The 25,165-nt window shown below is 36.2% G+C and carries 20 protein-coding genes; 18 read left to right on the top strand and 2 right to left on the bottom strand.

From position 1 onward, the window contains the following. Positions 1–102: 102 nt before the first annotated feature. Positions 103–930 carry a GIN domain-containing protein gene (locus ES765_RS02275; RefSeq protein WP_138110972.1) on the top strand — a complete coding sequence of 276 codons (828 nt, stop codon included), beginning with the start codon at positions 103–105 and terminating at the stop codon, positions 928–930. On the opposite strand, the gene ES765_RS02270 is transcribed toward ES765_RS02275, so the two are convergent. Continuing rightward, a complete protein-coding gene (locus tag ES765_RS02270; RefSeq protein ID WP_138110971.1) occupies positions 927–3,191 on the bottom strand; it encodes an acyl-CoA dehydrogenase in 2,265 nt (754 codons plus the stop codon). The genes ES765_RS02275 and ES765_RS02270 overlap by 4 nt on opposite strands. Before the next feature lie 130 nt (positions 3,192–3,321). On the opposite strand from ES765_RS02270, the gene ruvB reads away from it, so the two are divergent. From ruvB to ES765_RS02225, 9 genes are all read left to right on the top strand, one after another. Then, complete coding sequence (gene ruvB / locus ES765_RS02265) at positions 3,322–4,344, top strand: Holliday junction branch migration DNA helicase RuvB (protein ID WP_138110970.1); 1,023 nt, start codon at positions 3,322–3,324, stop codon at positions 4,342–4,344. A gap of 2 nt (positions 4,345–4,346) precedes the next feature. Then, a complete protein-coding gene (queG, locus tag ES765_RS02260) occupies positions 4,347–5,267 on the top strand; it encodes a tRNA epoxyqueuosine(34) reductase QueG (protein WP_138111065.1) in 921 nt (306 codons plus the stop codon). 167 nt (positions 5,268–5,434) lie between these two features. Continuing rightward, positions 5,435–6,754 carry an MFS transporter gene (locus ES765_RS02255; RefSeq protein WP_138110969.1) on the top strand — a complete coding sequence of 440 codons (1,320 nt, stop codon included), beginning with the start codon at positions 5,435–5,437 and terminating at the stop codon, positions 6,752–6,754. A 118-nt stretch (positions 6,755–6,872) separates the two neighbouring features. Next, the gene (locus ES765_RS02250) at positions 6,873–9,167 is read left to right on the top strand and encodes an NADP-dependent malic enzyme (RefSeq protein ID WP_138110968.1); all 2,295 of its coding nucleotides are present in this window, start codon (positions 6,873–6,875) and stop codon (positions 9,165–9,167) included. Positions 9,168–9,239: 72 nt separating this feature from the next. Further along, positions 9,240–9,821 carry a Holliday junction branch migration protein RuvA gene (ruvA, locus tag ES765_RS02245; RefSeq protein WP_138110967.1) on the top strand — a complete coding sequence of 194 codons (582 nt, stop codon included), beginning with the start codon at positions 9,240–9,242 and terminating at the stop codon, positions 9,819–9,821. A gap of 93 nt (positions 9,822–9,914) precedes the next feature. Next, positions 9,915–17,006, top strand: a complete 7,092-nt coding sequence (sprA, locus tag ES765_RS02240; RefSeq protein WP_249356195.1) for a cell surface protein SprA — start codon at positions 9,915–9,917, stop codon at positions 17,004–17,006. Between the two features lie 132 nt (positions 17,007–17,138). Then, positions 17,139–17,519: a glycine cleavage system protein GcvH gene (gene gcvH, locus ES765_RS02235; protein WP_138110965.1), complete on the top strand. Its 381-nt coding sequence runs from the start codon at positions 17,139–17,141 to the stop codon at positions 17,517–17,519. Positions 17,520–17,553: 34 nt separating this feature from the next. Continuing rightward, positions 17,554–17,904, top strand: a complete 351-nt coding sequence (locus ES765_RS02230) for a VanZ family protein (RefSeq protein WP_249356202.1) — start codon at positions 17,554–17,556, stop codon at positions 17,902–17,904. A gap of 62 nt (positions 17,905–17,966) precedes the next feature. After that, a complete protein-coding gene (locus ES765_RS02225) occupies positions 17,967–18,671 on the top strand; it encodes an energy transducer TonB (protein ID WP_138110963.1) in 705 nt (234 codons plus the stop codon). A gap of 743 nt (positions 18,672–19,414) precedes the next feature. Here ES765_RS02225 and ES765_RS21615 read toward each other — a convergent pair. After that, positions 19,415–19,588, bottom strand: a complete 174-nt coding sequence (locus ES765_RS21615) for a hypothetical protein (protein ID WP_171017207.1) — start codon at positions 19,586–19,588, stop codon at positions 19,415–19,417. 283 nt (positions 19,589–19,871) lie between these two features. On the opposite strand from ES765_RS21615, the gene cyoE reads away from it, so the two are divergent. The 8 genes from cyoE to ES765_RS02185 all read left to right on the top strand — a co-directional run bounded on the left by cyoE (position 19,872) and on the right by ES765_RS02185 (position 25,099). Next, positions 19,872–20,774, top strand: coding sequence for a heme o synthase (gene cyoE / locus ES765_RS02220; RefSeq protein ID WP_138110962.1), 903 nt, complete (start codon positions 19,872–19,874; stop codon positions 20,772–20,774). A 1-nt stretch (position 20,775) separates the two neighbouring features. Beyond that, positions 20,776–21,357, top strand: a complete 582-nt coding sequence (locus tag ES765_RS02215) for a heme-copper oxidase subunit III (RefSeq protein WP_138110961.1) — start codon at positions 20,776–20,778, stop codon at positions 21,355–21,357. A gap of 96 nt (positions 21,358–21,453) precedes the next feature. Next, positions 21,454–22,428, top strand: coding sequence for a cytochrome c oxidase subunit 3 (locus ES765_RS02210; protein ID WP_138110960.1), 975 nt, complete (start codon positions 21,454–21,456; stop codon positions 22,426–22,428). A gap of 54 nt (positions 22,429–22,482) precedes the next feature. Further along, the gene (locus tag ES765_RS02205) at positions 22,483–22,866 is read left to right on the top strand and encodes a cytochrome C oxidase subunit IV family protein (protein ID WP_138110959.1); all 384 of its coding nucleotides are present in this window, start codon (positions 22,483–22,485) and stop codon (positions 22,864–22,866) included. A gap of 123 nt (positions 22,867–22,989) precedes the next feature. Then, positions 22,990–23,619: a hypothetical protein gene (locus tag ES765_RS02200; protein ID WP_138110958.1), complete on the top strand. Its 630-nt coding sequence runs from the start codon at positions 22,990–22,992 to the stop codon at positions 23,617–23,619. After that, entirely contained in the window at positions 23,619–24,350 is a 732-nt protein-coding gene (locus ES765_RS02195) for an SCO family protein (protein WP_138110957.1), read from the top strand. Before ES765_RS02200 ends, ES765_RS02195 begins: the two co-directional genes overlap by 1 nt. A 10-nt stretch (positions 24,351–24,360) precedes the next feature. Further along, positions 24,361–24,894, top strand: coding sequence for a DUF420 domain-containing protein (locus ES765_RS02190; RefSeq protein ID WP_138110956.1), 534 nt, complete (start codon positions 24,361–24,363; stop codon positions 24,892–24,894). After that, positions 24,884–25,099, top strand: coding sequence for a hypothetical protein (locus ES765_RS02185; RefSeq protein WP_138110955.1), 216 nt, complete (start codon positions 24,884–24,886; stop codon positions 25,097–25,099). Before ES765_RS02190 ends, ES765_RS02185 begins: the two co-directional genes overlap by 11 nt. Positions 25,100–25,165: the final 66 nt, after the last annotated feature.

Genomic DNA, 25,165 nt, shown 5'->3' with positions numbered 1-25,165 from the left:
AAATAGTTGGGCATTTTTCGTTAGAGCTCTTAAGAAAATCCTAAGTTATTTTTTGATTACAGAAAAATGAATACCTTCCATCTTTATTTAAGAGAATAGTTTATGAAAAAGTTAGTCTTTCTTTTTTTAATTTCAATAGTTTCCGTGCAAGTTTATTCACAGCGTAAACCCAAAATTAAAGGCAATAAAAATGTTATAGAGGTACGCAAAGATTTGGAATCTTTTACGGCTATCGAATTGATTGACGATTTGGATATTGTACTTCAAAAATCTTCACAAGAGGGGTACGTACTGGAATTGGACGATAACCTGGTAGATGTATTAAAATTCAAAGTAGAAGATGGTACATTGATGATTTCTTCATTTTATAATATAACATCTAAGAAAAAGCTTGAAATTACTATTTTCTTTCAAGAGTTAAATTCCTTAAGGATGCTTAATGGTAAAATTAGCATGAAGGATGTTATTTCTACAAATACCTTAAAGGTGGTAACTTCTGGTACGTCGAGACTTGAATTAAATGCGACTTCAGATATAATGGATATTACAATGGATGAAATTAGTTCAGGAGATTTTAATTTGGCCAGTGATTCATTAACTATTACGTTAAAGGATAGAATTGATGTTAAAATGTACACTACTGGTGCTTATAACAAGATCTATATGTATAAGAACGCTTCTGCGAAAATTGAGGGAACAGCTGATATATTGAAGGCTAAATTATATGGAAACAGCTCTCTTAAGGCTTCTGATTTACAATCTCGGGAAGTCTATTTAGATATCGAAGATTCACCGGATGCTGAAATAAGGGCTCTTAATAACTTTATACTTAACTCAAAAGGAGCATCTAAAACGAAATTATACGGAGACCCTAAAATTACTATAGTAGACTTTTTGGACACTTCTCGTTTAGAGAAGGAAAAGAATTAGTTCGCTATAGGCGCTGTGAGGCAATGGTCTGGAATTCCGAAGCCATCTACTAGAATATCTAAATGAGGCCTTAGCTCTGTGCACAAACGCTCAACCCGTTGACGTATAGCTTTAGATTTTGTACCACCAAGGTATCCTTGTTCCAAATACCAAGATGACTCTTTTCGTATTTCATGCAATGCATACAAAGTTCCTAGTTTTTCAAAAAGCGCTTTGTATTCTGGATCTTTTATGCGGTTATTGTGCGCTAAAAATGATTTGTATGCCAATTCTACACTATAAGCCTTACCAAGGGTGATTAGGTGAGATTGTACCTTCAAAAATGCTTGGTAAGAGGGTATTCCTTTCTTAATGTAACCCCTAATACGCATTGCTAGTGTATACGTTAATCTTCTAGTTCTATGTTCAAATGCGTGAAGGTGAAATTTGGGGTTATAGAGATGGTCCTTGTCTACCTTATTGGTGTAAAGCGGATTTATTGTAGCTAGCTTATCACTTAATTGACTACTTAACAACTTTAATACTGTCACAAAACCGGCACTATTAAATTCAGCTTTAAAATCAGATAACACCCCTTTCGCTGCTAACTGTAATAAAACATTGTTATCCCCTTCAAAGGTGGTAAATATGTCAACATCACCTTTTAAATCTGCAATACGGTTCTCTAAAAGATACCCTTTGCCTCCACAAGCCTCCCTACACTCTTGAATTGCGTCATTTGCATACCAAGTTATAATAGATTTGAGCCCTGCAACTTGGGTTTCCACTTGTCTTTTGTCGGGTTGTGATTCGTCGCAGTATAAGTGCATCATTTTGTCAAGTGTAATATGGTAGACATATGCGCTTGCTACTAATGGTGTCAAGCGTAGTTGATGGGAAGGGTAATCCATCAATAAATCTTCTTGTATTTTTACACTATCATTGAATTGTCTTCTTTTTAAAGCATGTTTAATTGCTACAGTTAGGGCGTATTTTGCGCCTCCTAAGCCAGCTCTAGCTACGCAGATTCTGCCGCCCACTAATGTGCCTAGCATCGTAAAGAATCTTTTGTTCGGATTTTTAATCTCGGAGTAATAGGCGCCATTAGCCAGAATGGTCCCGTAATTATTGAGTAGATTCGCTTTGGGAACTGAAACCTGGTTGAACCATATTTTACCATTATCAACTCCGTTCAGGCCTAATTTATAGCCATTGTCTTCTATTCTAATACCTGGTAAAAGTACATGCGCATCATTTCTCAAAGGAACTAAAATTGCATGCACTCCTTCATTTTTGCCATCAACGATGAGTTGTGCAAAAACAGATGCTATTTTAGAATGTAATGCATTACCTATATATTCTTTATTGTCATTTTCCCCAGGGGTATGAATGACTAAGCTATCTGTGTTTTTATCAAATGTTGCGGTAGTTTTTATTCCTCTAACATTTGATCCGTGACCTGTTTCTGTCATGGCAAAGCAGCCTAATAGATCGGCAGAACCTGCTCTGTGAAGATATTTCTTATGATGCTTTTTGGTGCCTAGTTTCTGAATGCTCCCACCGAATAGCCCAAATTGAACGCCGAATTTTATAGTCAAACTACCATCAACGTACATAAGGTTTTCGAAAATTGCTGCATAACCTTCCATATCATTGGTTCCACCATAGGCTTCTGGGTAAGCCATAGCACCATAGCCTTTGTCGGCCAAAAACGCTACTTGTTTTAAAACATGATTTCGAAAATCCTCTTTGTCTCTACGAATTCTCCAAGTAAATATTGGATCATTTAAAACAGTTCTAAACGTATCGACTACATCGGCATTGTCTCCTTTTAAAATCGCATCTATCTTATTTGAGTCATAGTGAATTGAGTTTTTAGTCACATCAATTTGTACATCAAACAAATGATTGTAATGATTGGGTTGAATGCCTAAATTAACTTCTATTTGTTTGAGATGATCATTGAAAGAAATTTCATTATGATAGTGTGACGCAACTTTTTGACTAAAGGCTGTTAACGGGTATGTTTCATGTTCTACCAGTTTGACACCGCTATTTGCAATCAACTGTTTCCAATATTTAAATAATTGGTCTTTTGGTGGATGCTTTACGTCTAACCAGGTACGAAGCTGTTTTTTAGCTTCTGTTCCTAAGCTGTCATCCTCAGAAATAGCTTTTTCAACTACATTTATTTCCGATGCCGATAATAGGTTATCCGACCAAATGATATAAAAAACAGGAATATATTGGAGAATATCGGAAGTGTAATTTTCTTTAGTCATAAGATGAATTTACAAATTTAATGTTCAATCTTAGATAGTATTTAACGCTTACTTTAGGTATTAATAAAAACGGATTCAGAAAAATACTTACTGATGAAGTTGTCTTGTGTTTGTCTATCTTTGTTAGGATATGAACGAGTATTTAGACGCATCTGCCGAAGGTTTCTCCAATGAAGAGCTGGATATTGAAAGAGCTTTACGGCCAATAAACTTTGACGATTTTACAGGTCAAGAGCAGGTGCTTGAAAATCTTAAAGTGTTTGTAGAAGCTGCAAATAGAAGGGGTGAGGCGCTGGACCACACGTTGTTTCATGGCCCGCCGGGCTTGGGTAAGACAACGTTAGCAAATATTTTAGCGAATGAGTTGGGAGTGGGTATTAAAATTACCTCTGGCCCAGTATTAGATAAGCCAGGAGATTTAGCGGGTCTGTTAACAAACTTAGATGAGCGCGATGTATTATTCATTGACGAAATTCATAGATTAAGCCCTATAGTAGAAGAGTATTTGTATTCTGCAATGGAGGATTTTAGGATCGATATAATGATTGAAACAGGGCCTAACGCACGCTCTGTTCAAATTAATTTAAATCCATTTACGTTGATAGGGGCAACCACGCGTTCAGGATTATTAACTGCCCCAATGCGTGCTCGATTTGGTATTCAAAGTAGGTTGCAATATTATTCCACCGAATTACTTTCTACAATTGTTGAACGTAGTGCCGAAATATTACGAGTGCCCATTACTCAAGATGCGGCTATTGAAATTGCTGGTAGAAGTAGAGGCACACCTAGAATTTGTAATGCCTTGTTGCGAAGGGTAAGAGATTTCGCCGAAATAAAGGGGAATGGGTCAATTGATATGGAAATTTCTAGGTTTAGTCTTAAGGCATTAAATGTTGACGCACATGGGTTAGACGAAATGGATAATAAGATTTTATTGACCATTATCGATAAATTTAAAGGTGGCCCAGTTGGGATTTCTACATTGGCTACCGCAGTATCTGAAAGTTCTGAAACAATTGAAGAAGTCTATGAGCCCTTTTTAATTCAACAAGGATTTATAATGAGAACCCCTCGTGGTCGTGAAGTCACTGAACTAGCCTATACACACCTTGGAAGAGTTAAAGGTGGAAATCAACCAGGTTTATTTTGAGTATCGATATAAAATCTAAATGGTCAGCTAGTATTAAAACCGAAGCCAAACGCCTTGGTTTTTTATCATGCGGTATATCTAAGGCAGATTTTTTAGAGGAAGAAGCTCCTAGATTAGAGAAATGGCTTCATAAAAACATGAATGGCGAAATGGGGTATATGGAAAACCATTTCGACAAAAGATTGGATCCGCGTTTATTGGTAGAAGGTTCAAAATCTGTGATTTCGCTTCTCCTAAATTATTATCCAGAGGAAACACAAGTCGAAAACACCTATAAGGTCTCCAAATACGCCTATGGGCAAGATTATCATCATGTCATAAAATCTAAATTAAGAGAACTTCAAGAATTTATTTCTGAAGAAATTGGCGAAGTGAATGGTAGGGCGTTTGTAGACTCAGCTCCAGTATTAGATAAGGCCTGGGCGGCTAAGAGCGGTTTAGGTTGGATTGGTAAAAATAGTAACCTACTGACTCAACAGGTTGGGTCTTTTTATTTCATTGCAGAACTTATTGTGGATATAGAACTTGAATATGATCATGCGGTTACAGATCATTGTGGCACATGCACTGCATGTTTAGATGCTTGCCCTACTCAAGCAATCGTGGAGCCTTATGTTGTAGATGGTAGTAAATGTATTTCTTATTTTACTATCGAGTTGAAGAATGAGTTACCCATCGAAGTTAAAGGTAGTTTTGATGATTGGGCATTTGGGTGTGATATCTGTCAAGATGTTTGCCCTTGGAACAAATTTTCTAAACCACACGCTGAGCCGCTGTTCAATCCGAATCCAGATCTACTTTCCATGACAAAAAAGGACTGGGAGGAAATTACAGAAGATGTCTTTAAAAAAGTCTTTAAAAAATCTGCAGTTAAACGTACCAAATTTGCAGGGATCACCAGAAATATTGAATTTCTACAATAAAATTTTCTACTCAATCGTTTGCGCTAGTTTTTGTTTGTTGGATTAATTGAACAAAGACTTAATTATATTATATTGCTGGGCAGTAAATAGTATAAAATCCTAAATATTTATATCTATTTAATACGAATATCGTAATGGTGTTCTAGAGTAGAGATTAATCAATCGAGATGAAAATAAGTAAACCGAGTCTTAGTTTTTGGCAGATATTTAATATGAATGTTGGGTTTCTAGGCATCCAATATAGTTTCGGACTACAGCAAACAGCAATTAACCCAATATTTTTATATTTAGGTGCGCCAGAAGACATGCTTCCAATCTTAAATATTGCAGGCCCAATTACGGGATTGATTGTGCAGCCTATCATAGGGGCTATGTCTGATAAAACTTGGTCAGCTCGATGGGGCCGTCGTAAACCTTATTTTTTGATTGGTGCAATTTTGGGTAGTTTATGTTTGTTTGCCTTCCCAACAAGTCCTGTATTATGGTTTGCCGTAGGGCTATTATGGATTTTAGACGTGGGGAATAATATGGCTATGGAGCCTTATCGTGCTTTTGTTGGTGATAAATTACCCGAAAAGCAATTGAGTTTAGGATATCAAATGCAAAGTTTATTTGTTGGTGCTGGTATACTTTTGGCTAATGGTTCTATTGTTTTGTTTCAATACCTGTTTTCGGGTGAATCTGTAGAGGTAGTTGGATCTATACCCACTTGGTTGTATTACTCATTTTATATAGGAGCTATTCTATCGATTACTACCATTTTATGGTCTGTTTTAAAAACGCCTGAAATTCCGCCTAGTTCTGAAGAGTTGTCAGAAATTAATAAAGCGAAAGCAAAGCCTTTTGCTGAGCGAATCGCATTACCCTTCAAAGAGATTTCAGAGTCTATTCAGAAAATGCCAAAATTCATGTGGAAGCTAGGTGCTGTTTATCTTTTTCAGTGGTATGCTCTGTTTATTTATTGGCAGTATACAACCCCATTATTTAAGCTTACCATGGGGTATTCTACGGGTGAAGCGGCATCACAATCGGCACAAATGAGTTTGACTTATAATATAGTTACGATGCTTGTGGCGTTAGCATTAGTGCCTTTAACGCTTAAATGTGGCGGTAAAAAAGTGTACGCTTTAAGTTTGGCAGGTACAGCAATAGCTTTATTTTCCATTCCATATATTCAAGACCCTCTATTGGTTTTAGTACCTATGGTGTTGTTCGGTGTAGGGTGGGCCGCAATGATGGGAATACCATATACAATGGTTTCCAAAGTGGTGCCGCAAGAAAGGCGAGGGGTGTATATGGGAATACTAAATATGATGATTGTTATTCCTATGGGTATTGAAACCCTAACATTCGGACCTATCTATAAGTATCTATTAGGTAGTAACGCCATCAATGCAATGTTATTTGCAGGCGCCTTGTTTGCTTTTGCTGCTATTTTTGCAATGCGTTTGAATGAGGAAAATAAGGAAGAAGTTCTAGAATTATAATTAGTTTATTGATTTTAGAAGCGCTTATCTAGGTGCTAATTTTGTTCACATAAAAATACTTTCTTTTCACGCTTTTTTAAAGATTACCTTTAAATTTGATTTTTTAAAATACAAGAACATGAGCAAGGAAAAGCAAAGAAGGGAAGCGCTTATTTACCATGCAAAACCACAGCCTGGTAAGATAAAAATTGTTCCAACAAAACCGTATAGCACACAACGAGATCTTGCACTGGCATATTCGCCCGGAGTAGCAGAGCCATGCTTGGAAATAGCAAAGGATAAAGAAAACGTTTATAAATATACTTCTAAGGGGAACTTAGTAGCCATTATCTCAAATGGAACTGCTGTTTTAGGATTAGGGAATATAGGGCCCGAGGCATCTAAGCCTGTTATGGAAGGGAAAGCTCTTCTTTTTAAGATTTTTTCCGATATCGATGGTATAGATATAGAAATAGATACCGAAGATGTAGAGAAATTTATTGAAACGGTTAAGATGATAGCCCCAACCTTTGGCGGGATTAATCTTGAAGACATAAAAGCTCCTGAAGCATTTGAGATAGAACGCCGATTGAAGGAGGAACTTGATATTCCGGTAATGCATGATGATCAGCATGGAACAGCAATCATTTCTTCGGCTGCCCTGTTAAATGCATTGGAAATCTCTAATAAGAGAATGGATGAAGTTCGTATTGTAATTAGCGGTGCTGGTGCGGCGGCTGTTTCATGTACTAAATTGTACAAAGCTTTTGGTGCTAAGGCAGAGAATATTGTCATGCTAGATAGCAAAGGTGTTATTCGAAAAGACGCTGAAAATCTAGCAGAATCTAAGAAAGAATTCGCTACAGATAGAAAAATAGATACGCTTGATGAGGCCATGGTAAATGCAGATGTATTTGTAGGCCTTTCCATTGCGAATATAGTATCTCCAGAAATGCTAATCTCCATGGCAGACAATCCGATTGTATTTGCAATGGCAAACCCAGATCCTGAAATAGATTATAATATAGCAATTGCTGCCCGTAAGGATATCATCATGGCTACGGGAAGATCTGATCATCCAAACCAAGTTAATAACGTACTAGGTTTCCCCTTTATTTTTAGGGGAGCTTTAGATGTTAGGGCAACCGCAATTAACGAGGCTATGAAAATGGCTGCAGTAAAAGCATTGGCCGATTTAACAAAACAACCGGTGCCAGAGCAAGTAAATATAGCGTATGGTGAAACCAGGCTGACTTTTGGAAAAGAATATATTATTCCGAAACCTAATGATCAGCGTCTAATTTACGAAATACCCCCAGCCGTTGCCAAAGCGGCAATGGAAAGTGGTGTTGCAAAAGCGCCTATTCAAGATTGGGATAAGTATAGAGAAGAATTAATGCTACGTTCTGGCAACGATAATAAAGTTGTTCGTTTGTTACACGGTAGAGCTCGCACTAATGCGAAGAATATTGTCTTTGCAGAGGCAGATCACCTAGATGTTTTAAAAGCAGCTCAGATTGTACACGAAGAAGGTATTGCAGTTCCTATACTGTTAGGTAGAAAGGATGTCATTTTAGAATTTAAGAAGGAATTGGAGTTTGATGCCGATCTTGTTATCATTGATCCAATGTCAGAAGAATTTGATGAGCGTCATATTCGGTACGCCACTAAATATTGGGAGAGCCGTAAACGTAGTGGAGTTACCTTTTACAGTGCGAAAATAAAAATGCGGGAACGTAATTATTTTGGCGCTATGATGGTTTTAGAAGGTGATGCCGATGGAATGATATCGGGTTATTCAAGGGCATATCCAACGGTGGTGAAACCAATTTTGGAGGTGATAGGTAGGGCTGCTGGTGTAAAGAAAGTGGCTACTGTAAATATTATGATTACTGAAAGGGGCCCCTTATTTTTAGCAGATACCTCTATAAATATTGAGCCAAATGCTGAAGAACTTGCAGATATAGCTCAAATGACCGCTAATGTAGCTTCAACCTTTGGGTTCGACCCGGTTTTGGCAATGTTGAGTTATGCTAACTTTGGCTCTTCTACACATACAAATGCAAGAAAAGTAAGGGAAGCGGTTCGAATTCTGCACGAAAATAGACCTAACTTAGTTGTTGACGGTGAAATTCAAACAGATTTCGCGTTAAACAAAGAGTTGCATCAAAGTAATTTCCCATTTTCAAAACTTGCAGGAAAAACAGTAAACACATTGATTTTTCCAAATTTAGAATCGGCCAACATCACCTATAAATTACTAAAAGAATTAAATAGTGCAGATTCAATTGGGCCAATTATGGTCGGTTTGAGAAAATCGGTACATATTATGCAATTAGGGGCTAGTGTTGATGAAATTGTAAATATGGCAGCAGTTGCCGTGATTGATGCTCAAGAACGTGAAAAGCGTAAAAAGGCTAAAGAGACAAAATAGGTTAAATTCACAATAAAATAGAAATAGGGAAATAGGTGATAGACTTAATTTCCCTATTTAATTTAAGGGAATATGATACATCACTTAAGAGGAAAATTAGTAGAAAAAAATCCAACACATGTCATAGTTGAATGTGGCGGCGTAGGTTATTTTGTAAATATTTCATTAAATACCTTTTCGAAATTACCTGAAGATGAAAGTATTTCTCTATTTACCCACCTTCAAGTGAAGGAAGATTCACATACTCTTTATGGGTTTGTGGAAAAATCTGAACGTGAAATATTTCGGCTTTTGATATCAGTTTCAGGTATTGGATCTAACATTGCAAGAACAATGCTTTCTTCTATGTCTCCATCGCAAATAAGGGATGCAATTGCTAATGGCGACGCACCAGCCATTCAAGCGATAAAAGGAATAGGAACCAAAACAGCCCAGCGTGTTATTTTAGATCTTAGAGACAAGGTATTAAAAGTCTATGATATAGACGAAGTTTCACTAAGTGCAAACAATACAAATAAAGATGAAGCGTTATCTGCTTTAGAAGTTCTAGGCTTCGCACGTAAACAGGCAGAAAGGGTTGTCGATAAAGTGCTTAGTCAAGATACTTCCTTAAGCGTAGAGAATATCATCAAACTCGCGCTCAAAAATTTGTAATAAGTCTAAAAATACGGGGCGATTAAAAATCTTAAAACTTCTTTTAAGTATAATTTTTTATTCTTTATATTTTTTGCTTTCATGGGAGTCACCATGGCGCAAGAAATTGAGGAGCAGAAGATTGATTCTGTAAAAACTGGATACGATTTAGGTAGGATTTTAATAGAAAATCCTGAAAGTATCGTTTCTAAATATGTGTATGATCCTAAACTTGATCGCTACATATATAATGAAAGCGTAGGTAATTTTAATATTGGCTACCCAATTATTCTTACCCCAGATCAATATTTTGACCTAATTAAAAAGGAAGGGATTAAATCGTATTTCAAAGAAAAATCAGATGCTTATTCCGGAAAAAAGGAAGGTAGCGAAGAAGCGCGTAAAAACTTACTTCCTAATTTTTATGTAAACAATAACTTTTTTCAATCCATTTTTGGGGGTAATACAATTGAGATTATACCACAAGGTTCTGTTGCGATGGATTTAGGGGTGATTTGGCAGAAAAATGATAACCCTTCACTTTCTCCACGAAATCGAACCAATCTTTCATTTGATTTTGATCAACGCATCAGTCTTAGTATGTTGGGTAAAATTGGTGAACGTTTACAGGTTAATGCCAATTATGATACCGAAGCTACTTTCGATTTTCAAAATATAGTCAAGTTAGACTATATGCCTACTGAAGATGATATATTACAATCTATTGAAGTTGGTAATGTGAACATGCCATTAAATAGCTCATTGATTCAAGGAGCGCAGAGTCTTTTTGGTGTCAAGACCAAATTACAGTTTGGTAAAACTTCGGTTACAGCCGTATTTTCTGAACAACGTTCACAAAATAATACGGTTGTAGCTCAAGGTGGTGGAACACTAAATGAATTCTCATTGACCGCATTGGACTATGACGAGAATAGACATTTCTTCTTATCGCAATATTTTAGGGATAATTATGATCGTGCACTTTCTACCTATCCGTATGTACAGAGTCAGGTTCAAATTACACGTATAGAGGTTTGGGTTACAAATAGAAGTCAGCAAACATTGAATGTTCGTAATGTGGTTGCTATTCAAGATTTAGGTGAGGCAGATGCTACAAAAACTAGGGTGGGGCAGAATAATGGTAATGCTGCTGGGTTTTTTAATGGACCTAGTGATTTAAGGCCTAGGAACAATGCCAATGATTTTGACCCCGCATTAATTGGTAATGGCGGTGCGCTTAATGACAATATTAGAGAAATAGCTACCGTTGAAGGCGGTTTTAACGGAGGTAGCTTTTCAGGAGGGTATAATCCAAATCAAGGGTTTGATTATGCATTGTTGGAAAATGCAAGAAAACTTGAGCAGGGTAGAGATTTTGATTTTAATACCCAATTAGGGTATATCTCTTTAAGCCAACGGTTAAGTAATGATGAGGTATTGGGTGTTGCTTTCCAATATACGTTTCAAGGAGAAGTTTTTCAGGTTGGTGAATTTGCCAATGGGGGTTTAGATGCGACTACGATTTCTCAAGGTACTAATCCAATTATTGAAAACAATACGTTAATCCTCAAATTATTAAAAAGTAATATTACGAACATCAATGATCCTATTTGGGATTTGATGATGAAGAATATTTATGCAACGGGTGCATTTCGTTTAAGTGAGGAAGATTTTAAGTTGAATATTCTATATTCTAATCCTACACCAAGAAATTATATAACACCTGTTGAAGAAGGACCTGGTACTGGTTGGCCAGAAGGCTTTGATGAGCGAATTTTATTAAGTGTCTTTAACATGGATAGATTGAATGTCTATAATGATATACAACCTGGTGGGGATGGTTTCTTTGATTTTGTACCTGGGCAGACTATAGACATACAAGGTGGTCGAATAATATTTACCAAAGTAGAACCTTTTGGTCAGTTTTTGTTTGAGGAATTGGAGAACGGTAATAGTGGGCAGTACAACAATACATCCGCATATAACGCAAATCAAGAGCAGTACGTATTTCGGGATATGTACGAGTTAACAAAGTCAGCAGCTTTGCAAGACCCTGAAAAAAATAAGTTCCTTTTAAAAGGGAAGTATAAATCAGAAGGTAGTAACGGTATTCCTATAGGGGCATTTAATGTTCCCAGAGGTTCTGTTAGGGTAACCGCAGGAGGTAGACAATTACAAGAAGGAATCGATTATACCGTAAATTATCAAGCAGGAACAGTGCAAATATTAGATCCTAGTTTAGAGGCATCTAATGTTCCTATTAATATATCGGTAGAGAATAATGCTGTTTTCGGTCAACAAACACGTCGTTTTACGGGTGTTAATATTGAGCATCAATTCAGTAAAAATTTTATTTTGGGCGGTACATTACTGAACTTAAATGAAAGACCATTGACCCAAAAGGCCAACTTTGGTGTAGAACCAGTTAACAATACGATTTTCGGATTAAACGGTAACTTTTCTACCGAAGTACCTTGGTTGACTCGAATGGTCAACAAGCTTCCGAATATAGATACTGATGTTCCATCAAATGTATCGGTACGTGCAGAAATGGCCATGTTGAAGCCAAATTCTCCAAAGAATGCTAATTTTGAAGGAGAGACCACTACGTATTTAGACGATTTTGAAGGAGCACAGGCATTAATTGATATTCGGGCATCCCTTGGGTGGACTATTTCAAGTATGCCTCTGGAATTTGGAAATGGAGGTCAACTCTTTGGAAGTTCGCCAGAAGATCCAGATAATTTGTTAAACGGTTATGGTAGGGCCAAGTTATCTTGGTATACTATTGATCCTATATTTTATACCAATCAAAGTCCGGCGGGTATTAATAAGGATGATATTTCTATTAACCCGACCCGTAGAGTTTTTATCGATGAGGTTTTTCCGCAAACTGATGTTGCTCAAGGTCAGACACAAGTGCAGGGAACGTTAGATATGGTGTATTATCCAGCTACAAAGGGTCCTTACAATAACAATCCTAATTTTGAAAGTGAAGGGTCTAGTAATAGGTGGGGTGGTATGATGCGCTCGTTAAGTAGTACCGATTTCGAGCAGAGTAATGTTGAGTTTGTTCAGTTTTGGGTGATGGATCCCTATGTTGATGGTATATCTACGGGTGCTGGGGAACTGGTACTAAACTTAGGGAATATTTCTGAAGATATTTTGCGCGATGGTAAGAAGCAGTACGAAAACGGATTGCCAGGTGTAGATAGTAATGATTTTGTGGCACCGACCTCTTGGGGTGAAGTGCCGGCAACACAATCATTGATCTATGCGTTCGATGCTAGTGAGCCTAATAGAAGTTTGCAGGATATTGGTTTTGATGGATTAAACGATAGTAATGAAAGTACAATCTTCACGAATAATGAGGGTGATGATCCTGCCTTGGACAACTATCAATATTATTTGAATAGGGAAGGGAGTATTCTAGAGCGCTATGTTGATTTTAATAGTCCTGATGGTAATTCGCCAGTTGCCGTAACAAATACCAATAGAGGGTCAACAACATTGCCTGACGTAGAGGATATTGACCGCGATTTAACTATGAATACAGTAAATAGTTACTATGAGTATCGTATTGCTATAAAGCCAAATACAACCATTAATGATGAGTATGTAACTGATATTAGGGAGGGAGTAGCTTCTGGTAATAGAATACCTAACGGTGATGAGGTCAGTTACCGATGGATTCAATACAAAATTCCGTTAAGTGATTTTACTGATGCTGTTGGTGGTATTACCGATTTTAGATCAATCAGTTTTATGCGAATGTATATGACAGGTTTCAATAGCCCTACGGTACTGCGTTTCGCTACCTTAGATTTGGTCAGGGGAGATTGGCGTACATATACTAAAAGCTTGCAGGACCCAGATATCGATAATAATCCGGCAGATGATGGTGCTACCTTAGATGTGAATACGGTCAATATTGAAGAGAATAGTAATAGAAGTCCAATTCCTTATGTGTTGCCCCCAGGTGTTATAAGAGAGCAGTTAAATAATAACAACACTATAATACGTCAGAATGAGCAATCACTTTCATTATTGGTTGAAAATTTGGAAGCTCAAGACGCTCGAGGGGTATTCAAGAATCTAAATATTGATATCCGGCAGTATGAACAATTGAAAATGTTCATGCATGCTGAGAAAATTGTTGATAGTGATTATGCAGATACATCGACACCTTTGGTTGGGTTTTTACGTATGGGTACCGATTTTTCCCAAAATTATTATCAAATAGAACTTCCATTGCAGTTTACGCCATTTACGGCCGTTTCAGATAGTGAAATATGGCCAGAGATAAATGAGCTGAATGTTACACTTAGCGATTTGAATAAGGTAAAATCACTTTGGATTACGGGAGGTGATTTAAGTGAAATACGATTTTTCGAAGTGGATAATGGAGATGTTATTCCGGTAAACGAATTTGATATACGAACACCGGGAAGGGTACGAATTGGAATAAAAGGTAACCCTTCCTTGGGAAGTATCCGTACTATTATGGTAGGGGTTAAGAATCAAGATAATCTACCGGCTAGGGGAGAGGTGTGGTTTAATGAACTTCGTCTAGCAGGTTTAGATAATAACGGTGGTTGGGCAGCAGTAGCATCTGTTGATGCTAATATAGCAGATTTTGCAAATATAAGTGCGACCGGTAGTACAAGTACTTCAGGTTTTGGTACTATCGATCAGATGCCAAATGAGCGCGCTAGGGAAGATGCTATTTCTTATGATATAGTCACCAATGTAAACGTAGGGCAATTACTTCCAAAACAATGGGGAATTCAATTACCTTTTAATTACGGAATTTCTGAACAGATTATCACCCCAGAATTTGACCCTGTATATGATGATTTAAAACTCGATGATTTAATTAACGCTGCGCCAAATCAAGAAGCAGCTGACGAGATTAGGGAACAGGCTGAAGATTATACGAAAAGAACCAGCATCAACTTGATTGGTGTGCGTAAGGATCGGGGCGAAGAAGCAGATGCCAATTTCTACGATGTAGAAAACTTTACGTTTAATTATTCGTATAACGAAACGGATCATCGCGATTTTGAAATAGCGCAATTACGAGATCAAAGTATCAACACTGGTTTTGTATACAACCATAGTTTTGAACCGGTTGAATTTGCACCATTAGCTAAGAAAGACTCACTTTTTACAGGTAAATACTGGCAATGGTTAAAAGATTTGAATTTGAATGTATTGCCAGCTACTATTGGTGTTAACTCAAATATTAATAGACAATTTAACGCACAACGTTTTAGAGATGTGCGTGAAGAAGGCGTTGATAGGTTGGAGTTGCCAGAGCTGCAACAGCGTAATTACTTGTTCAACTGGCAATATGCCGTGAATTATAATTTGACCAAATCTTTACGATTGAATCTTACGGCTTCTAATAATAATATTGTTCGAAATTATTTTAATGAGGATAAGCCAACTGAATCCGTTGATAGAATAAATAATGAATTAGGGCTATGGGACGGATTCTTCGATATTGGTGAACCGAACAGGCATTCGCAACAGATGCAATTGAATTATGAAGTTCCATTTGCGAAAATACCGGCATTAGATTTTATTAGCACTCAATATACCTACACCAGTAATTTTGATTGGCAACGTGGTGGTGATGCCTTGAGGGAAGTTGTTGGTACAGATATTAACACCGTACAGAATGCCAATACACATACAATAACATCATCATTGACATTGCAAAAATTCTATGACATGTTAGGACTTAAAAAGCGAGAAGCGCCAAAAGCTTCTGCGGTTGGGCCAATAAGAAGAGACAAGGCTGGCGTGCTTGCAGAGGGTCAGGAAAAAATTAAAGGGAAGACAAGTGATATGTTCAATACCGTGGTCGATATTGTAACCATGGTTAAAAGGTTGAACCTGAATTATAGCGAAAATAATGGAACTGTGCTTCCGGGGTATACACAGTCTGTCGGATTTATCGGTACCGCAAGACCAACTATTGGTTTTATTTTTGGTAGTCAAGCAGATGTACGATTCGAGGCTGCACGTAATGGGTGGTTAACTACTTTCCCTGAGTTTAATGAGCAATTCATCCAAAGAACAAATAAACAATTGAACATTACGGCTACGGCTCAACCAACTAGGGATATTACTATTGATTTGGTTGCTGATAGACAATATTCAAATAGTTATCAGGAGAATTTTAATGTTACAGATCAAGATTATATTGTACAATTGGGTAATAATTATGGCAGCTTTAGTATTTCTACCATGATGATTGGTACTGCATTTGGTAAGAGTGATGAATTTGATTCGGATACGTTCGCTGAATTCAAGGAAAATAGAATAACTATCGCTAATCGATTAGTTGCTGATAGAGGTGAAGCAGCAGGTACTATAGATGAAGACGGTTTTCCACAATTATATGGTAAAACTCAGCAAGAGGTTTTGTTACCGGCATTTTTCGCTGCGTATACGGGTCAAGATGCAGGTCGTGTAAACTTAGATACTTTTAGAGATATACCAATACCTAATTGGAGTATTAAGTACACCGGATTGATGAAGAACAAATGGTTCAAAAAGAAATTCAAACGTTTTTCATTGAGTCATGGTTACCGTTCTGCATATAGCATTAACTCTTATCAGACCAATCTTGAAAAAGTTCAACTGCGTAATGATGGGTTGCCTCAAGTGAATAATGAGAATGGAGATTTATTATCAGATTTAATTTTAAATAATGTGGTGCTTACGGATCAATTTAATCCGTTGGTGCGGGTAGATTTTGAAATGAAAAACTCTATTAGTGTTTTAGCTGAAGTGAGAACAGATAGGGCTATGTCATTAAGCTTCGATAATAATCTTATGACTGAAATTAACGGTAAAGAATATACTCTAGGAATGGGCTATCGTTTTAAGGATGTTAAGTTTGTAACCAATATTGGTGGAAACAAAACAAGATTAAAGGGGGATTTAAACTTAAAGGCCGATGTTACCTTACGTGATAATATTACGATTATTAGAAATTTAGACATCGATAATAATCAAATTACCTCTGGGCAAAATTTATTATCACTTAAATTTACCGCAGATTATGCGCTTAGTAAAAGTTTGAATGCACTGTTCTTTTATGATCATTCATTCTCTCAATTTGCTGTTTCTACTGCTTTCCCGCAGACAACCATTAATACAGGATTTACAATTCGGTATAATTTTGGAAATTAAAACTGCATTTGGTTATTGCGAATTACGTGTTGTACCAATAACTTATTTCAGCCTATAACTACTATAAATTTTTTGATAACCTTATTGGAATACTATACATTTGCCGAAGTAAAAAAACATTAAACTCGAATAATGAATATACCAGCTGAATTAAAATATACAAAAGACCATGAATGGGTAAAGATTGACGGTGATATTGCAACCGTCGGTATTACTGATTTTGCTCAAGGCGAATTAGGTGATATTGTATATGTGGAAGTAGATACTTTAGATGAAACACTAGAGCGTGAAGCCATTTTCGGTACAGTAGAAGCTGTAAAAACGGTTTCTGATTTGTTTTCGCCCTTATCTGGTGAGATAATAGAATTTAATGAAGCATTAGAAGGTGATCCTGAAAAAGTAAATTCTGACCCTTATGGTGAAGGATGGATGGTGAAAATTAAACTTACGAATAGTAGTGAGCTTGATGATTTGTTGAGTGCTGCTGCTTATGAAGAAATCATAGGTGGGTAAAAACCTAGAGTATAAAGTAATATTCATAAGCTGGATGGTGTTGGTAACATTTTTCAGCTTATTTTCTTTTTCGGGGGTAGACACGTCTCGGTTCAATATTCCTCATATGGATAAGGCCGTTCATTTTACCTTCTATTTTGTAATGGTCATACTGGCTTTTGTAGCGAAAACCAAAGGAGAATGGCAAGGGAGTAATACGCTTAAGTTATTGTGGCACATTACTTTATTCTCAATTTTATATGGCATAGTTATTGAAGTATTACAACATGTAGCTACAGTTAATAGACATGGAGATTCGTTAGATGTACTTGCCAATTCTACCGGAGCTATTGTAGCAATGTTGCTCTTACGTTTTTTGTTTTTACGGAAACTGTCGTTAAAATGAAAATTTTAATTGCATTTTTATGGATTAATTAGTTAAATTAGCAATCACTAAATTGAATATATATGGAACCTAAAAAGAATCCCAAGGCGGATTTAACAAAGAATAGTAGTTTTTACTTTGTTATCGGACTGTTCGCAGTAATGCTATTTACTTATGTGGCATTCGAGTGGAAGACTTATGATGAAGTCAATGACTACGATATTTCTATGAATGTGGATGATTTATTGGATGAAGAGGTTCCAATGACTGAACAGATTAAAACTCCACCACCTCCACCGCCACCTGCTGCACCTGAAATTATTGAGGTGGTAGAGGATGAAGAAGAGGTTGAAGAAACCGTAATTGAGTCTACGGAAACTAGTCAAGAAGAAGAAATCGTTGAAGTTGACGATGTAATCGTTGATGAAATTGAAGAAGATATAGATGTTCCTTTTGCTGTTATTGAAGATGTTCCAATTTTTCCAGGTTGTGAAAACGAAAGTGATAAAAGAGCTTGTTTTAACACGATGATTCAAAAGCATATCGGTAAGAACTTCCGTTATCCAGAAATTGCTCAAGAAATGGGCGTCCAAGGTAGGGTTAGTATTATGTTCGTAATCCAAAAAGATGGTAGTATCGGTAACGTTAGAATGCGAGGACCTGATAAAAACTTAGAGGCAGAAGCTGCAAGAATTATCAACAAGCTTCCAAAAATGACACCTGGTAAGCAAAGAGGTAGAGCGGTTCGTGTTCCTTTTAGTATTCCAATTAACTTTAAGTTACAATAGTATATATAACCGCATCATAATATAAAAAAATCCCGAGTAATTTACTCGGGATTTTTTTTTATATTATGTTGAGACCACAGTGTACTGCAAATCTATTTTTTAAACTCGTTTAAAATGCCGTTCTCAGTCGTTGAGGATTAATGAATCCAGTCCCATAATTACCAGTATATTCCCTTGGTATTATTGCACTCATCTTTATCGTTTCTAAAATCTTTCCAGATGTTATGGTTGCTAGTATGTTCGCTTAATTATGCGCAAGCATGGCAATATTAGTTGTAATTTTTTGTTTGTTGGTCTTCCGTTGCAAGGTATAAATGTATTGTCGTTAATAATCATTAACGCCTTTTTCTGAGCCGCGATATAAACATTAACAGTTCCGCCATTATCTCAATCGGTAAAAGGATATCGACTTTAAAAATGGGGATCACTCATAAGATTGACATTAGTTTTATAAAGTAGATCATTGTGTCACTAATTAGTGCGAACGCTTTGTGCATTAAAAACCATTGGGGTTTCTTAATCTTCGTGAAATTTGAGTTCTTCAGAAAAACGTATCTCTAGTGGTATTTCTATGGTAAGTTCTGATTTTTCAGAAGTCAGTTTTTCAAAGAAATTCTAACAGTATTGCGTGGAATAAAATACACCTCTTTCGAATTGAATTTAGTATTTTCAGCGGTCTGGTTTCCATGCGTATGTATGTCGAATAAATAAACAGCTGGCTTGTTAGTAGGCGGTGCAATAGCTTAGTTGATTTTCTGATTTAATCGAGAAAATTGATTATCAAACATGTACGCTTGGGTTGAACTGGTATATAGGTCAAGATTACCTCTTTGTCCTGTGGTCATGTAGAGGTCTTTTGGCACACTGTCTGTTGTTATTGTTGTGGCATCCTCTTGACTCCAACAATAGAAATACATACGGATTAGTGTAGTAAGGGTTAAAAATGGATTTAATCAATAGAATTCCCCGATGCTCTTCATTAGGGGTATTGGAGGAAGTTTGAAAACGGATGGTTTTTATAGAATGTTAAATCTTTCTTCTGTTGGATACCTCGTCGGTTCTCATTCCAAGCGGTTCAAATCGTTCATTCCTAGGGCTAAAAAGCTTATTTTGTTTAGGATCAAATACAGAAGAAATAAAAGGTTAAGGTTGCAGAAATATCACTAGGGGGTTATCTTTGCGAATCTATTTAAATGAACTATGAAAACGGCCGTGGGTTTGTCGAAAAATAATGCGTTAGCGTTAATTTTTGCTGATTTTAAGGAGATTACCAAAGCTAGATTGGCAATTAGCGTCGTTTTTTCTTCTATTGCTGGGTACTTTTTGGGAGCCTATGAAATACAATGGATGCAGGTTCTCTTGTTGTCCTTTGGTGGTTACTGCATGGTAGGCGCAAGTAATGCATATAATCAGGTCATAGAAAGAGACTTGGATGCTTTAATGAAGCGAACAAAAAATAGGCCTATTCCAGCAGGTAGAATGACTGTTAATTCTGCTATGACTATAGCGGTAGCTCTAACTCTAATTGGAATTTTAGCGTTGTATTTATTGAATCCTAAAACGGCAATGTTTGGGGCAATTTCCATATTTCTATACACGAGTGTTTATACTCCGTTAAAGACAATAACTCCTTTAGCTGTCTTTGTTGGAGCGATACCTGGAGCAATACCTTTTATGTTAGGTTGGGTTGCAGCTACTGATGATTTTGGAATCGAATCGGGAACCTTATTTATGATTCAGTTTTTTTGGCAGTTTCCACATTTTTGGGCTTTAGGTTGGATGTTGAATGATGATTACCAGAGTGGTGGATTTAAAATGTTGCCTACGGGTAAAAAAGATGCTTCTACGGTACTACAGATAATAATGTATACCATTTGGATGATGGTTATTTCGGTAATACCTGTATTTGGTATAACAGGGCGATTGAAATTATCAGTTGCCGCGGCTATATTGGTTTTTTTGATGGGGGCTGTTATGCTTGGTTTTGCGTTTAAGTTATATACTCAAAAGGATAATGCTTCGGCAAGAAAATTAATGTTGGCAAGCGTTATTTATATTACGTTGATGCAAATAGTATATGTAATAGATAAATTTTTAGGTTGATATGGATTTAACACAAGGAACAGCTGAAGAGAAGAATGCTAGGGCAAAAAAAATGATGCTTTGGTTTGGTATAGTTAGTTTGCTAATGGGTTTTGCCGGTTGGACCAGTGCTTATATTGTTAGTAGCTCTAGAGAAGATTGGGCTAGTGACGTAGCTCTGCCACAAGCTTTTTTATATAGTACAATCATCATCATTATAAGTAGTTTTAGCTATATGTTAGCTAAAAAGGCGGTAAAGGAAGGGCAATCTAGTAGAGGTACACTTTGGCTATGGGTTACTTTAGCGCTAGGCGTTGTTTTTGTAGTGCTCCAATTCACGGCTTTTTCTCAATTGGTAGCAAATGGGTATTATTTTACTGGGCCTACCAGTAGTATAAAAATGTCTTATGTATTTCTAATCGCAATGGTGCATATTGTCCACGTCGTAGCTGGAATGATATCGCTTTTAGTGGTGTTGTATAACCAAAGTAAAGGGAGATATACTTCGAAGAATTATTTAGGACTTACTTTAGGAGCTACTTTCTGGCATTTCTTAGACTTATTATGGGTCTATTTGGTTTTATTTATGACCTTTGTAAAATAAAAAGTGTGTCAGAATAAGTTTTGAGCCAAATTCACCTTTTATATAGTTCAAAAAAATGTAAATTTGCTAAAGTTTTATTAAAACGATAATCAGTATATGGATTCTACGGTGACAACGGGACAGGAAACAAACGTATGGGGTGGAGGCAATCAACCTTTAGGAGTAAGCTACGGTAAGTTAATGATGTGGTTTTTCCTTGTGTCGGATGCCTTAACATTCTCAGGATTTTTAGCGGCATACGGTTTTTCAAGATTTAAATTTATAGAGTCATGGCCTATTGCGGACGAGGTTTTTACCCACGTTCCTTTCTTTCATGGTAATTATCCCATGATTTATGTTGCTTTCATGACCTTTGTATTGATCATGTCATCGGTAACGATGGTGTTAGCGGTTGATGCAGGGCATAAGATGAAACAAAATGCGGTAATCTGGTATATGTTTGCAACCATTATTGGTGGTGCAATTTTTGTTGGTTCACAAGCATGGGAATGGAGTACTTTTATAAAAGGAGATCATGGTGCTTTAGAAACTAAAGGAGGGAGAATTTTACAATTTGTAAAAGCAGACAGCGGTGAAAGGGCTTCATTGTCAGATTTTGCAGTTAGTATACCTGATGAAAGAGTCGTACATGAAAGTAAGAACGGTATTTGGTTTTTTCAAGAAGGTACATCGACAAGTTTTTCTTTAAATGAGGTTGTTGAAGGTTTCAAGGCAGATACAAATATTCTGATAAGAACAGAATTAATTAATGAAGAGGGTGAAAAGACTCTATTGGATAGACAATCTTCATTGGCGAAATTAGCTGATGCAAAAGAAGTTGTTGAGGGTGCGAATCTAATTCATAATGAATATGGTACTAGGCTTTTTGCAGATTTCTTCTTCTTTATAACGGGTTTTCATGGTTTCCACGTCTTTTCGGGTGTGTTAATTAACATTATCATTTTCTTTAATGTTATACTTGGTACGTATGAAAGAAGAGGACATTATGAAATGGTTGAAAAAGTCGGGTTGTACTGGCACTTTGTAGATTTAGTATGGGTATTTGTATTTACCTTTTTCTACTTGGTATAAACTTTTTAAAATTTACAAGTACTACGGTATATTTATATATTAGATTTTTACAAAATGGCACACGAACATAAATTAGAGATTTTCAGAGGACTTGTAAAGTTCAAATCCAACACACAGAAAATCTGGGGAGTTTTAGCTTTTCTAACCTTAATAACAGCTGTAGAGGTTGTTTTGGGTATAATGAAGCCAGATATATTAATCGATACTCTTTTCATGGGTATGAAGGTGTTAAACTGGATTTTCATTATCCTTACTTTGGTCAAAGCTTATTATATCGCTTGGGATTTCATGCATTTACGTGATGAGAAAGCATCCCTAAGAAGGGCTATCATATGGACACCGATTTTCTTGGTAATATATTTGGTGTTTATTCTTCTTGTTGAGGCTGATTATATTCATAATATATATAAAGACGGCTTTGTGAGTTGGAATTTCTAAGACATAATTAACAATAAAAAAGACGGTTTTATAGCCGTCTTTTTTACTTTTGTAAAGTATTAGTGGTACTGTTAATTATATCAGTATAGATCTAATACTGTCAATAACTTTCTTTTTTGAATTATGAAAAAGACCCTTATCCTTATTGTGTTATTTGTGCTTCCAATCGTTGCATATCTATTCTTTGCATCTGGTGTAAATAATTTCGGAAAACTACCTGAACTTACTCAAAATGTAAATGAGTTAAACTTTGCTAATGATATTAAATTCAAGAAAAAGATAACCATCTTAGGTTTTTTAGGCGACAATGTCGATTTGAGAAAAGGAAATGCTTTTAACTTAAATCAGAAAATATATAAACGTTTCCATGAATTTAAAGACTTTCAGTTTGTCATGGTAATGCCAATTGGTACTGAAGATATAATTCAAGAAATTAAAAAAGACCTTGCGAATTTGGCTGACATTGAAAAATGGAATTTCATATTCGCTACTCCACAGGAAATTGAATCGTTGTTTTTTAGCTTGAAAACAGATATTCAACTAGATGGTGATTTTGGAACTCCTTATGTTTTCATTATCGATAAGAACCTTAGTTTAAGAGGTAGAACAGCAGATGAAGATGAAGGAACTAAGTATGGTTTTAATTCTAATTCTGTAGCCGATTTGAATAATAAAATGGTGGATGATGTGAAAATTATTTTGGCTGAATATCGTTTGGCCTTAAAGAAGAATAACCCTGATAGAACGAAATAATGAATAAAAAATATACATATGTTTGGGTTTCGCTAATTGTTCTAATCTTTGGAATAATTGTAATTCCTCTCATCGTAGATAGAGTTTCATCTGGTACTGTTGTAGAAAATGATAGACTAAACAAAATCAATGCAAATTCAAAGGTAGATTTAGGCTTTGTACTATTAGACGGTAAAAAAAGAAAAGTACCTTCTTTTGAGTTTATCAATCAAGATAGTGTTGTTGTAAGCGATAAAGACTATTTAGGGAAAGTGTATGTAGTAGATTTCTTTTTTACAAGATGCCCTAGTATCTGTCCAACGATGACCACTAATTTAGTAGCACTGCAGACTTATTTTAAGGATAACGAAAATTTTGGAATAGCATCCTTTAGTATAACACCTCAATTTGATACTCCACATGTTTTAAGAGCATATGCTGAAAAATATAGTATCGATGATAAAGGTTGGAATTTATTCACAGGAGATAAGGAAGCTGTTTATGATTTAGCAAATGCGGGTTTCAATATTTTTGCTGCTGAAATGCCTGAGGTTCCAGGTGGCTTTGAACATTCTGGTTTGTTTGCTTTAGTTGATAAAGATGGGTTTTTAAGATCAAGGAAAGATGAATTCGGAAACCCTATTGTTTATTATAGGGGAGCTATTTTAGAAGAGGATGGTGTTAATGATCATGGTGAGACTGAGGAAATTGGTGTTTTAAGGACGGATATTAAACAGTTATTAGAAGAATAAGCGAAACAATATGCAGGAAAAGGTTTCAGATGAGCGGAAGTTTAATAAGGTTATAACGCTTGTTTCAATTGTTATACCTGTTGTAGTTGCTCTGCTTTTTGGTGTGAAAATACCAGATGTAGCTCCTTTATCGTTTCTGCCACCTATATATGCAACAATTAATGGCGTAACAGCAGTGTTGCTTCTGATAGCGGTTTGGGCTATAAAAAATGGAAATATAAAACTTCATCATAAATTGATGACCACTAATATAATCTTGTCATTGCTCTTTTTAGTGTTATACATTGGGTACCATATGACTTCAGACTCTACTTCTTATGGTGGTGAAGGCATGATAAGATATGTGTATTATTTTATATTGATCACCCACATTGTATTGTCCATTGCTTTAATTCCTCTAGTGCTTCGAACATATGCAAAAGCCTATTTAAGTAAATTTGATGAACATAAGGCTTTGGCCAAGTATACTTTTCCGGTTTGGTTATATGTAGCTATTACAGGCGTGGTGGTGTACCTAATGATATCTCCATATTATGAGTATTAAACGAACTTTATTTTTAGTAGTGATGGTAGTAGCAGCTTTTCCATTGGATGCAGATGCTCAATGTGCAATGTGTAGGGCGGTTTTGGAAAGTGAATCAAGTGGTAAGGCTGCTGAGGGAATAAACAATGGTATAGTTTATTTAATGGCTGTACCGTATGTTCTCGTGGCAGGACTATTCTATTTTATCTACAGAAAGATGCGGTAATATCTTTTTAGTACAATTTTAACATTCATAGTGTAACAATCTCCTGGTTGGTTAGTCTTATGATTG

This window comes from Maribacter sp. ACAM166 (assembly GCF_005771495.1).
Lineage (GTDB): Bacteria > Bacteroidota > Bacteroidia > Flavobacteriales > Flavobacteriaceae > Maribacter.
Note: the sequence above shows the minus strand (reverse complement) of the source record. Positions and strands in the feature narration are given on the sequence as shown.

Excerpts from the sequence above, each read along its gene's own strand:
- ES765_RS02270 (WP_138110971.1), bottom strand. The coding sequence starts at position 3,191 with ATGACTAAAGAAAATTACACTTCCGATATTCTCCAATATATTCCTGTT.
- ES765_RS02275 (WP_138110972.1), top strand. The coding sequence starts at position 103 with ATGAAAAAGTTAGTCTTTCTTTTTTTAATTTCAATAGTTTCCGTGCAA.
- ES765_RS02215 (WP_138110961.1), top strand. The coding sequence starts at position 20,776 with ATGGATTTAACACAAGGAACAGCTGAAGAGAAGAATGCTAGGGCAAAA.
- ES765_RS02225 (WP_138110963.1), top strand. The coding sequence starts at position 17,967 with ATGGAACCTAAAAAGAATCCCAAGGCGGATTTAACAAAGAATAGTAGT.
- ES765_RS02200 (WP_138110958.1), top strand. The coding sequence starts at position 22,990 with ATGAAAAAGACCCTTATCCTTATTGTGTTATTTGTGCTTCCAATCGTT.
- ES765_RS21615 (WP_171017207.1), bottom strand. The coding sequence starts at position 19,588 with ATGTATTTCTATTGTTGGAGTCAAGAGGATGCCACAACAATAACAACA.
- ES765_RS02195 (WP_138110957.1), top strand. The coding sequence starts at position 23,619 with ATGAATAAAAAATATACATATGTTTGGGTTTCGCTAATTGTTCTAATC.
- ES765_RS02185 (WP_138110955.1), top strand. The coding sequence starts at position 24,884 with ATGAGTATTAAACGAACTTTATTTTTAGTAGTGATGGTAGTAGCAGCT.
- ES765_RS02205 (WP_138110959.1), top strand. The coding sequence starts at position 22,483 with ATGGCACACGAACATAAATTAGAGATTTTCAGAGGACTTGTAAAGTTC.
- ruvB (WP_138110970.1), top strand. The coding sequence starts at position 3,322 with ATGAACGAGTATTTAGACGCATCTGCCGAAGGTTTCTCCAATGAAGAG.
- ES765_RS02255 (WP_138110969.1), top strand. The coding sequence starts at position 5,435 with ATGAAAATAAGTAAACCGAGTCTTAGTTTTTGGCAGATATTTAATATG.
- gcvH (WP_138110965.1), top strand. The coding sequence starts at position 17,139 with ATGAATATACCAGCTGAATTAAAATATACAAAAGACCATGAATGGGTA.
- cyoE (WP_138110962.1), top strand. The coding sequence starts at position 19,872 with ATGAAAACGGCCGTGGGTTTGTCGAAAAATAATGCGTTAGCGTTAATT.
- ES765_RS02210 (WP_138110960.1), top strand. The coding sequence starts at position 21,454 with ATGGATTCTACGGTGACAACGGGACAGGAAACAAACGTATGGGGTGGA.
- ES765_RS02230 (WP_249356202.1), top strand. The coding sequence starts at position 17,554 with ATGGTGTTGGTAACATTTTTCAGCTTATTTTCTTTTTCGGGGGTAGAC.
- ES765_RS02250 (WP_138110968.1), top strand. The coding sequence starts at position 6,873 with ATGAGCAAGGAAAAGCAAAGAAGGGAAGCGCTTATTTACCATGCAAAA.
- ruvA (WP_138110967.1), top strand. The coding sequence starts at position 9,240 with ATGATACATCACTTAAGAGGAAAATTAGTAGAAAAAAATCCAACACAT.
- ES765_RS02190 (WP_138110956.1), top strand. The coding sequence starts at position 24,361 with ATGCAGGAAAAGGTTTCAGATGAGCGGAAGTTTAATAAGGTTATAACG.
- sprA (WP_249356195.1), top strand. The coding sequence starts at position 9,915 with ATGGCGCAAGAAATTGAGGAGCAGAAGATTGATTCTGTAAAAACTGGA.